Source organism: Pseudomonas triticifolii (assembly GCF_014358015.1).
Taxonomy (GTDB): domain Bacteria; phylum Pseudomonadota; class Gammaproteobacteria; order Pseudomonadales; family Pseudomonadaceae; genus Aquipseudomonas; species Aquipseudomonas triticifolii.
In genome coordinates, this window is record NZ_JACONV010000009.1 from 163,196 (window position 1) to 173,559 (window position 10,364).

Annotated in this window: 7 protein-coding genes; 4 read left to right on the forward strand and 3 right to left on the reverse strand. The window is 60.2% G+C overall.

The window, feature by feature from the left end; all coding sequences use genetic code 11:
• Nucleotides 1–4 precede the first annotated feature (4 nt).
• Both H8S56_RS14495 and H8S56_RS14500 read left to right on the forward strand, forming a co-directional pair.
• A complete protein-coding gene (locus H8S56_RS14495; RefSeq protein WP_187519026.1) occupies nucleotides 5–973 on the forward strand; it encodes an ABC transporter ATP-binding protein in 969 nt (322 codons plus the stop codon).
• Nucleotides 973–1,947, forward strand: a complete 975-nt coding sequence (locus H8S56_RS14500) for a peptide ABC transporter ATP-binding protein (protein ID WP_187519027.1) — start codon at nucleotides 973–975, stop codon at nucleotides 1,945–1,947. The genes H8S56_RS14495 and H8S56_RS14500 overlap by 1 nt, the downstream gene beginning before the upstream one ends.
• Nucleotides 1,948–2,094: 147 nt before the next feature.
• On the opposite strand, the gene H8S56_RS14505 is transcribed toward H8S56_RS14500, so the two are convergent.
• Nucleotides 2,095–4,632, reverse strand: a complete 2,538-nt coding sequence (locus H8S56_RS14505; RefSeq protein ID WP_187519034.1) for a PepSY domain-containing protein — start codon at nucleotides 4,630–4,632, stop codon at nucleotides 2,095–2,097.
• A gap of 149 nt (nucleotides 4,633–4,781) precedes the next feature.
• Nucleotides 4,782–7,034, reverse strand: a complete 2,253-nt coding sequence (locus H8S56_RS14510; RefSeq protein WP_187519028.1) for a TonB-dependent receptor — start codon at nucleotides 7,032–7,034, stop codon at nucleotides 4,782–4,784.
• Between the two features lie 214 nt (nucleotides 7,035–7,248).
• Here H8S56_RS14510 and H8S56_RS14515 point away from each other — a divergent pair, with 214 nt between their 5' ends.
• Together H8S56_RS14515 and H8S56_RS14520 are read left to right on the forward strand one after the other, a co-directional pair.
• Nucleotides 7,249–7,929, forward strand: coding sequence for a Fe2+-dependent dioxygenase (locus H8S56_RS14515; RefSeq protein WP_187519029.1), 681 nt, complete (start codon nucleotides 7,249–7,251; stop codon nucleotides 7,927–7,929).
• Nucleotides 7,930–7,932: 3 nt separating this feature from the next.
• Nucleotides 7,933–8,730 carry a tetratricopeptide repeat protein gene (locus H8S56_RS14520; RefSeq protein ID WP_187519030.1) on the forward strand — a complete coding sequence of 266 codons (798 nt, stop codon included), beginning with the start codon at nucleotides 7,933–7,935 and terminating at the stop codon, nucleotides 8,728–8,730.
• A gap of 38 nt (nucleotides 8,731–8,768) precedes the next feature.
• Here H8S56_RS14520 and H8S56_RS14525 read toward each other — a convergent pair whose 3' ends face one another.
• Nucleotides 8,769–9,932: a type III PLP-dependent enzyme gene (locus H8S56_RS14525; RefSeq protein ID WP_024695417.1), complete on the reverse strand. Its 1,164-nt coding sequence runs from the start codon at nucleotides 9,930–9,932 to the stop codon at nucleotides 8,769–8,771.
• Nucleotides 9,933–10,364 lie beyond the last annotated feature (432 nt).

Consider the following 10,364-nt stretch of genomic DNA (forward strand, 5'->3'; position numbering starts at 1 on the left):
TCGTATGTCACTGCTTGAAATCAAGAATCTCAACGTCCGCTTTGGCGACGCCAAGGCTGTACCCGTCGTGGATGGCCTGTCCCTGAGTGTCGAGAGAGGCGAAGTACTGGCCATCGTAGGCGAGTCGGGCTCGGGTAAATCCGTGACCATGATGGCGCTGATGGGCCTGATCGATGCGCCAGGCATCATCACCGCCGACGCACTCAACTTCGACGGCAAGGACCTGACCAAACTCAGTTCGCGCCAGCGTCGCCGCATCATCGGCAAGGACCTGGCGATGGTGTTCCAGGACCCGATGACCGCGCTGAACCCCAGCTACACCGTGGGCTTTCAAATCGAGGAAGTACTGCGTCAACATCTGGGCATGTCCGGCAAGGCTGCGCGCCAGCGTGCGCTGGAACTGCTGGAAAAGGTCGAGATCCCCGGCGCTGCCGCACGTCTGAATGCGTACCCGCATCAGCTGTCTGGCGGTATGAGCCAGCGCGTCGCAATCGCGATGGCCATTGCGGGCGAGCCGAAACTGCTGATCGCCGACGAGCCGACCACGGCACTGGACGTGACCATTCAGGCGCAGATCATGGAATTGTTGCTGAGCCTGCAGAAAGAGCAGGACATGGCGCTGGTTCTGATCACCCACGACCTGGCCGTCGTCGCCGAAACCGCTCAGCGGGTCTGCGTGATGTACGCAGGCCAGGCCGTTGAAGTAGGCCAGGTGCCCGGTCTGTTCGATGTGCCTGCGCATCCGTACAGCGAAGCGCTGCTAGCGGCCATTCCGGAGCACAGCATGGGCGCTGAGCGTCTGGCGACCTTGCCGGGCATGGTTCCCGGTCGTTACGACCGTCCGCAAGGCTGTCTGCTGTCGCCGCGCTGCCCATACGTGCAGGACAACTGCCGCGTCCAGCGTCCGGCACTGGACCCCAAGGCCCACAGCCTTGCGCGTTGCTTCTATCCCTTGAATCAGGAGGTGGCGTAATGAGCGTCGTACTTACCGCCCGCGACCTTACCCGTCACTATGAAGTCTCTCGCGGCCTGTTCAAAGGCACGGCACTGGTGCGTGCCCTCAACGGCGTGTCTTTCGAACTGGAAGCAGGCAAGACCCTGGCGGTGGTGGGCGAATCCGGTTGTGGCAAGTCCACGCTGGCACGCGCCCTGACCCTGATCGAGGAGCCATCGTCCGGCTCGCTGAAGATCGCCGGGCAGGAAGTGGCTGGCGCCAGCAAGGCCGAGCGCAAGCAGTTGCGCAAAGACGTGCAGATGGTGTTCCAGAGCCCGTATGCCTCGTTGAACCCGCGGCAGAAAATCGGCGATCAGCTCGGCGAGCCGCTGCTGATCAACACCAAACTGTCTGCGGCCGAACGCCGCGAGAAAGTGCAGGCGATGATGGCTCAGGTCGGCTTGCGTCCCGAGCACTATCAGCGCTATCCGCACATGTTCTCCGGCGGTCAGCGTCAGCGCATCGCACTGGCGCGGGCGATGATGTTGCAACCCAAGGTACTGGTGGCGGATGAGCCGACGTCGGCACTGGACGTGTCGATTCAGGCACAGGTGCTGAACCTGTTCATGGACCTGCAGCAGGAATTCAACACCGCTTACGTGTTCATCTCGCACAACCTGTCGGTGGTGCGTCATGTCGCCGACACCGTGCTGGTGATGTACCTGGGCCGGCCTGCGGAAATGGGTCCCAAGGAAGAGATCTACAACCGTCCGCTGCACCCGTACACCCAGGCGCTGCTGTCAGCCACACCGACCATCCATCCTGATCCGCTGAAACCCAAGATCAAGATCGTCGGCGAGCTGCCCAACCCGCTCAACCCGCCAAGCGGCTGCGCCTTCCACAAGCGCTGCCCATACGCAACCGAACGCTGCGCCACCGACGTACCGGAACTGCGTCTGGTCGACAACCGCCAGGTGGCTTGCCACTACGCAGAGCAGTTTGTCGCGGCGTGATTGAGTAGCACAGGCACCTGTGGGAGCTTGCTCGCGAAAACGTCAGTACATTCGAACCCTATTCAGAGTTTGGACTACTGTCTTCGCGAGCAAGCTCGCTCCCACTGGGAGTGTGTGTGACGCAGCACTCGGGAGCGATCAGCTACCTCAGTAAACATCCCGCCGATAGCGCCCCTGCTCCACCAGCTCGCTGACGGCCTGTTGGCCGAGCACTTCGTTCAGTACCTGATCCACACCTGCCGCCATGCCCTGCAAGCTACCGCAGATGTAGATGGCCGCGCCTTCATCCAGCCAGGTGCGCAGTTCCTGGGCTGCCTCACGCAGCACGTCTTGCACGTAGACTTTCTCTGCCTGATCCCGTGAGAACGCCAGGTCCAGTCGCGTCAGGTCGCCCGACGCCAGCCAGCCCTGTAACTCGGCACCACAGTGAAAATCGTGCGCCCGTTGACGCTCGCCGAACAGCAGCCAGTTGCGTGTCTGACCTTGCGCAATGCGCGCCTTGAGCAGGCTGCGCAGCCCCGCCAGACCCGTGCCGTTGCCCAACAGGATCAGAGGCACCGGAGCCCCAGGTAAATGGAAACTGCTGTTGCGGCGCAAGCGCAGGCTGATCGCTGCACCTGACGCCGCATGTGCAGTGAGCCAGCCAGACCCGAGCCCAAGGCTGCCGTCCGAATGAATTTCCTGGCGCACGATGAGCTGCAGGCATCCGTCCTCGGGAATCGAGGCAATGGAGTACTCGCGCGCGGACACCGGCACCAACGCGTCGATCAGTGCCTGAGCATGCAGGCCCACCAGATGCGCCCGATGTTGTGGCAACTGACGGGTCGCCAGCGCCTGTGCAACGGGCTCTTGCAGGCCGTCCACACGGACCGGGACTTCAGGATCGATGCCCAACCCGCTCAGCAACTGCCGCACGGCATCGTCGCTGTTACGTGGCAGGATTTCGACCAGATCGCCTGCCTGCCAGCTCTTGGCATCGGGAGCGGCCAGCTCCAGCAGAAAGGCGCTCGAGCCACTGCTGCCCGGGTTCAGGTGTTCTCGACGGGTCAGCGTCCAGTTCTCAAACACCGGTGCCTGCCAGAGATCAGTCGGCGTGCGGCCGGTCAGTTGCCCAAGATGCACTTGCCATTGTTTGAGCGCGGCAGGGTCTGCACTGTCGACCTCAATCGGCGCAAACAGGGTGCTGCCGCCGCGCTCGGCCAGCCAGTCATGTAGACGATGGGCAAACCCGCAGAAGTGCTGATACTGCCGGTCGCCCAGCGCCAGCACAGCATAGTTGAGCGTGTTCAGGGAAAGCGGACGGCCCAACAGCTTGCGCTCGAAACCCCGCGCGCTGTCCGGGGCTTCGCCGTCGCCAAAGGTACTGACCACAAACAGCGCGTTGCGACTTTCGCTCAGGTCCTGCTCGGTCATGTCGCCAAGCCGTTGCACACGAACCGGCAACCCTGCAGCCTGCAACTGGCCTGCGGTCTGCCAGGCCAGTTGCTCGGCGAAACCGCTCTGGCTGGCGAACCCGATCAACCAAGACGAGGCATCCGGCGCAGCGCTGGCCGAGACGTCACCTCGTGCGGCCTTGATCTGACGTTTCTTGCGCCGGCGGTCCAGATACAGCAACCAGCCGGTGATGAAGAACAGCGGCATCGTCAACGATGCAACGGTCATGATGATTCGCCCTGCCATGCCGAAGTAACTGCCGACATGCAGCGAGTAGTTGCTGATCAGCAACTGCGCACCCAGACTGCGCTCCGCGTAACGCGAAACCGAGCTGACCGCGCCGCTGGCCGGGTCAAGCGTGATGGTATTCAAGGCCCGAGGATGAGGTGAGTCCTTGAGCAGGTAGAACACCGTAGCCGGTTGACCGCCCGCGGGCGGCAGGCGCAAGTTATAGGCACTGAGTTCAGGACCGGCGACCTTCTGGATGCTGTCCCACACCGCCACGTAATTCACCACCAGAGGACCAGGTGCCGGCTTGCCAGCCTTGGCACCGCGACCCGCGCCGTCCTTGCGCTGCTCAACCGGTGCGTCGTTCAGCAATCGGTTCAGGCCGTTGCTGACCCAGTCGTAAGACCAGTTCAAACCGGTGATGGCGAACAACAGGTAAAACACCAGGCACCAGGTGCCGAAGACAGCGTGCAGATCCCAGTTGAAACTACGACCTTTCTTCGCCCAGTCCAGCGTCAGCCACACCCGCCAGTTCAGCGCCTTGCGCGGCCAGCGCAAGTACAGACCCGACAGGCAGAAGAACACCAGAATCAGCGTACACGCCGCAGTGATCTGTTTGCCCACCTCGCCAATGGCCAGAAAGCGGTGCAGTCGCAACACGAAGTCAAAGAACCCCTCGCCCACACCGCTGCCTCTGATCTCGCCGGTATAAGGGTCGAAATTGCGCTTGGGACCGCGCCGCTCGCCAGGCTTGGGCGTGAAGTACACCTGAGCAACCCGGTTGCCGACGGTCTCGACCCTCAGAATCGCGACGGTCAATCCGGTGGCCGCTTCCAGCCGACGGGTCAGCTCAACAGGCGGCAAGGTTTCGCCCTGCGGCTGCACCAGCAGCACGTCGGGGTTGAGTGCATCGAGAATTTCGTCCTCGAACGAATACAGCGCGCCGGTGATGCCCATCAAGGTCAACACCAGACCCGCCGTGATCCCGAAGAACCAGTGCAGCTGAAACAGTACTTTCTTCAACACTTGCTACCCTCACCCACCTGCTCTGACACCGGCTTTGATACCTGGAAACGGCGTCGACTGTCTTGTCTGGATCTGTTCGGTGCCGCGGCCTTATACAGAAAAACCCCGCCTACCGGAATAAGCGGGGTTTGCCTTGCGTGGCTTCCTCAGAAGTGGAAGTTGGCGCTCATCAAGGCGGTGCGACCGGCAGCCACGTGTGCGTAGTGCGTCTGGAACACCTGATCGAAGTAACGCTTGTCGGTCAGGTTCTGGACATTGAGCTGCAGGTCGACGTTTTTGCTCAACGCGTAGGTGGCCATTGCATCGTAACGCCAGTAGGACGGGACTTCGACCGAATTGGCTTCGTTACCGAAACGAGAATCGACGTACGTCGCGCCACCGCCAATGGTCAGCTTGGGCATCAACTGGTAAGTGGACCACAGATTGAAGCTGTTGCGCGGCGTGTTGGGCATGTGATTGCCCTTGTCGGCCGCCAGGGTGGTCTTGAGCAGTTCGCTCTCCATGTAGGTGTAACCGCCATACACTTTCCAGCGGCTGCTCAGGTTACCTGCGTAGGTGAACTCGACACCCTGCACGCGTTGCTCGCCATCGAGCGTCTGGAAGGTGGTGTTGTCCGGGTCGGTGATGCGCGCATTGGTCTTGTCGGTGCGGAACAGAGCCGCGGTCAGCGAAAGATCATCGCCGAAGAAATCCCACTTGGTGCCCAGCTCGTAGTTACGGTTCTTTTCCGGATCGAGATCGGCGTTGTTGAGCGCCAGTTCCAGACCGCCGTTGCCGCTGGTTTCGCCGGACGGGTTACTGGACGTGGACAGCGCGGCATACACACTGCCGTTCGGAGCCGGTTTATAGACGACGCCAAGCTGGTAATTCCAGAGCTGTGTGGTCTTCTGACGATCAAAACTGGCCGCCGGTGTGGTGCCACGTGCCGTCGCAAAACCGCTGGAGCGTGTGTCGTAGTGGTCGTAACGCAGGCCCAGGTTAACCGACCACTGCTCGTTGAGGGTCAGGGTGTCGAATGCGTAAGCAGCGCTGGTCTTGGTGTCGGTATCGGTGTACGCCAGGCCATCGGAGATCACGCCATTCCACGCATCCTTGGGGGATGGGTCGGCAAGGCTGGTGCAGTCACCGGACCGGAACAATCCGGCGGAACAGGTGCTGGCAATCGCACCGCCAGCCGCATTGAGGATGCTGTAAGGACGGTTGTGCGTGTCCTGATAGGAAAACTCAAGACCGGTCACCAGGCTGTGGCTGATGAAGCCGGTGTCGAACTTGCTGGTCAGGTCGGTCTGGTTGACGAAGCCGCTGGAGGTGGAGTTACGGCTCTTGGCCGAGCGTGAGACGCTGCCATTGGCGACGTTGCCACGGCTGTCGTCGGGGTTGGTGACCACGTAGTCCAGCGTCGAACGCGACATACGGAAACTGTTGGAGAGCGTCATGCTGTCGTTCAGGTCATGCTCGATCCGCACGGTGCCGCTGTCATTGCTGCTCTTGCGGTAGTCGCGACTGGTCAGGCCGTAAAAATTGCTCTTGTCGACGCTGGCCGGCTTGTCGACGATGTACTTGCTGCGACCCGGCGTGGACGTCAGCGGGATGCCATAGTCGGGCATGTCGTCGGTTTCAAGGTGGTAGTAATCCACCTTGATCCGGGTGTCAGTGCCCAGGCCGAACGCGAACGACGGCGCCACGCCCCAACGACTGGTGTCGACGTTGTCGCGCCCTGCGACATTGGCATCGTGCTTCATCAGGTTCAGGCGAAACGCCGAGGTGTCGGTCATCTGCTGATTGACGTCCAGCGTGTAGCGCTGGGTCTGGTCGGAACCGAAGGTGTAACCGCCGTTATAGGCGTTGCCCAGATGCGCGCTCTTGGTGATCAGGTTAAGGCTGCCGCCCGTGGAGCCTGCGCCGGTGAAGGCAGAGCCTGGGCCTTTGCTCACTTCGACGGATTCGATGTTGAAGATCTCGCGTGACTGGGCTGCCACGTCACGCATGCCATCGACAAACACGTCGCTTTCAGCGTTGAAGCCGCGAATGATCGGTCGGTCTGCCGCCGGATTGCCACCTTCGCCTGCGCCAAAGGTGATGCCTGGCGTAGTGCGCAGCGCGTCGGTCAATGTGGTCGCGCCGGTATCACGGATAACCTGCTGCGGGATGACTGTGACGCTTTTCGGGGTGTCGCGCAGCGGCGCGGTGTACTTCTTCGAGGCCGAATCTGCAGCGGTGTAAGACGTGTCAGCCTGATCACCGGTGATGTTCGTCGCCCCCAGCGACAAGGCCTTTTCATCGGAGCCTTCAGCGGCGTGAACCATATGAGCCGCAGACATGGCTGCGATGGCGACCCCGACCGCAGACGCAATAGAGCGTTGCGAGCCAGCCTGATGCGACAGTGTTTGACGTGACATGGTAAATCCTCCCCCAAGGCAATCGAGGCGGCGGAATATAGTGCAAACGCTTATTTGTATCAATTGAGATGTATTAACATTTACGAAAATATATTATTCCTGCACATCCTGTTCACAAAACTTTCACGAGAGATTCGATTCAGCCGAAAACAGGCTTGCACAGCGCCAATGGGAATCACTACTATTCGCAACCTTTTGCCCGTCCGGTGTCCAGATGCTGTTACACATTCCAGGTGTTTTTGATCGCGATGAAGTCGTGCGCATCCGTGAAGCACTGGCGCAGACCGACTGGGCAGACGGGAAAATCACTGCCGGGTACCAGTCGGCCAAGGCCAAGCAAAACCTGCAGCTTCCTGAAGGGCACCCGCTTGCTCGGGAAATCGGCGCCGCGCTGCTGGAACGACTGTGGCGCAACCCGCTGTTCATGTCTGCGGCCCTGCCCCACAAGATCTTTGCGCCTCTGTTCAATTGCTATAGGGAAGGCGGCAGCTTCGATTTCCACATCGATAACGCTGTACGTCAGCCACCCGGCGGCGCGGAGCGGGTGCGCACGGACATCTCGTCCACGCTGTTTTTCAGCAATCCGGAAGACTACGACGGCGGCGAACTCGAGATTCAGGACACCTTCGGCACCCGACAGATCAAGCTGCCGGCAGGTGACATGCTGATCTATCCGGCCACCAGCCTGCATAAGGTCAACGCGGTGACGCGCGGCGCACGTTACGCCTCGTTCTTCTGGACCCAGAGCCTGGTCCGCGAGGACAGCCAGCGAACCCTGCTGTTCGAGATGGACACCGCCATCCAGCAACTCACCCTGGATATGCCAGAGCATCCGTCACTGATCCAGCTGACCGGCACGTATCACAACCTGCTGCGCCGCTGGGTCGAGGTCTGAAACGTGAGCTGGACGCTTGCACGCAAGGAACTGCTGGACATCGAGGACCTGCGAGCGATGCTTGAAGAAAGCCCTGCGCAGGCAGCCAAGGCGATTCTGGCCGCCGCCACGCAGGGCAACATCGAAGCGCACGCACTCCTGGGGCAGATCCTGCTCGACGGCAGCGGCATTCAGCGCGATCCGACGCTGGCCATGACCTGGTTCACTATTGCTGCGCGTCAGGGGCATGCGATGGCTCGCAACATGCTGGGGCGCTGCTTCGAACATGGCTGGGGCTGCGTGCCGGATCTTAAACAGGCGGCGCTGCATTATCGGCTGGCGGCCGAACAGGTACTGGATTGGGGGCTCTACAACCTAGGCAATCTGCTGGCAACAGGGCGCGGCGTGGAACAGGATCATACGCAGGCCCTGATCTGTTATCGCAAGGCCGCGAACCTGGGGCATGCCAAATCCATGAATCTGTTGGGCCGTTATCTGGAGGAAGGCCTTCAGGGTCAGCGTGACAAGACGGCAGCCCACGAGTGGTACAGGCGTTCTGCCGAAGGCGGGGATTTTCGCGGTCAGTTCAGCTACGCAAGCGTGCTGGCAGAACAAGGCGACATTGAGCAGGCGCTGGCCTGGCTGAGAAAAGCGCTGACGGGAGGGAATCTGAATTTTCTGAGGACAGCACGCAAGGCACTGCTGGATGCGGCGCATGCGGATGTTCAACGCATGGCCATCGAATACTTTCAACGCGCGGCCGTCATCGGTGGAGAGCCGGACCGGATGGCGTTGCTTGATATCTCAGCCCGACCTGCCTGAAGCGCAGAGCACTTCAGGCAGGTCAATCGGCAAAGGTCTTACAGGTAGAACGCTTTCAAAGGCGGGAAGCCATTGAATTCAACGGCGCTGTAGCTGGTGGTGTAAGCACCGGTCGACAACCAGTACATGCGATCACCAATGGCCAGGTTCAGCGGCAGGCCGTACTTGTAGTTCTCGTACATGATGTCGGCGCTGTCGCAGGTAGGACCGGCGATGACCACTTCTTCCATCTCGCCCTTCTTCTCGGTCCAGATCGGGAACTTGATGGCTTCGTCCATGGTTTCGATCAGGCCGGAGAACTTGCCCACATCGGTGTACACCCAACGCTCGACCGCGGTGCGCGACTTGCGTGCGACCAGCACCACTTCGCTGACCAGAATACCGGCGTTGGAAATCAGCGAACGGCCTGGCTCCAGAATGATTTCCGGCAGGTCATCACCGAAGTCTTCCTTCAGGAAGCGGATGATTTCCTCGGCGTAGGTTTCAAGGCTGTTGGTACGGGTGATGTAGTTGGCCGGGAAGCCGCCACCCATGTTGATCAGCTTGAGCACGATGCCGTCTTCTTCTTTCAGACGCTCGAAGATCACCTTGACCTTGGCAATGGCCGCGTCCCAGACGCTGATGTCGCGCTGCTGCGAACCCACGTGGAACGAGATGCCGTAAGGCACCAGGCCCAGGTCACGAGCCAGGATCAGCAGGTCCATGGCCATGTCGGTCTGGCAGCCGAATTTACGCGACAGAGGCCAGTCGGCCGTGGTCGAGCCTTCGGTCAGGATACGTACGTAGACTTTCGAGCCTGGCGCGGCCTTGGCGATGTTGCGCAGGTCGGCTTCGGAGTCGGTGGCGAACAGACGCACGCCCTTCTCGTAGAAGTAGCGAATGTCCTTGGATTTCTTGATGGTGTTGCCGTAGCTCATGCGATCCGGGGTCACACCGCAGCTCAAGACCTTGTCCAGCTCATAGATCGAGGCGATGTCGAAGCTCGAACCCTTGTTCTTCAGCAGTTCGATGATTTCGACTGCAGGGTTGGCCTTGACCGCGTAGTAGACCTTGGCAAAGTCGAAACCTGCGCGCAGGTCATCGTAGGCCTTGCTGATGATGTTGGTATCAATGACCACGAAAGGCGTTTCTTGCTTGTCAGCGAACGTCTTCATTTTCTTGAAGGTTTCGGCTGAGTAGTAGTCTTCGACATTGATCGTCATGCTGCTGGAACTCCTATCTGGCAAACGGAATTGGTAAATGGGTGCAAATGAACGTCCTCCGTATCCCCACTTTGGTTCGCCTACTTCCCAAGGCATGTCGCCGAAAGCAAAAAGGCCACTGAAGGGCTTGCCTTCCTGGCCTTGCTGTCTCGTCGTCAGTACTTGAGCCGGATGGATCGTTTCCAGCATGGACGTTCGGCGCGAACTTTAGGGCGTGAAGGGGCTGAGATCAACAAAAAATGTCGCGTTTTTACACGCGTTCGTCGCGGCCGCTGTTATGGCCTCTTGTGTAACGGACCGATGTGACAGGCTGATGTTCCTGACCTGTGCAATATCGTGACTGAGGTGCGCCCGGTGATTGCGTTGCTGTCAGTGACTCAAGGTCAAAAACCACCGCCATTGATGGCCTGCATCAAGCGCCACTCCCTGAGG

Bases quoted from the DNA above. Each gene is read 5' to 3' on its own strand.
- H8S56_RS14495 (WP_187519026.1), top strand. From the start codon at position 5: ATGTCACTGCTTGAAATCAAGAATCTCAACGTCCGCTTTGGCGACGCC.
- H8S56_RS14525 (WP_024695417.1), bottom strand. From the start codon at position 9,932: ATGACGATCAATGTCGAAGACTACTACTCAGCCGAAACCTTCAAGAAA.
- H8S56_RS14510 (WP_187519028.1), bottom strand. From the start codon at position 7,034: ATGTCACGTCAAACACTGTCGCATCAGGCTGGCTCGCAACGCTCTATT.
- H8S56_RS14515 (WP_187519029.1), top strand. From the start codon at position 7,249: ATGCTGTTACACATTCCAGGTGTTTTTGATCGCGATGAAGTCGTGCGC.
- H8S56_RS14500 (WP_187519027.1), top strand. From the start codon at position 973: ATGAGCGTCGTACTTACCGCCCGCGACCTTACCCGTCACTATGAAGTC.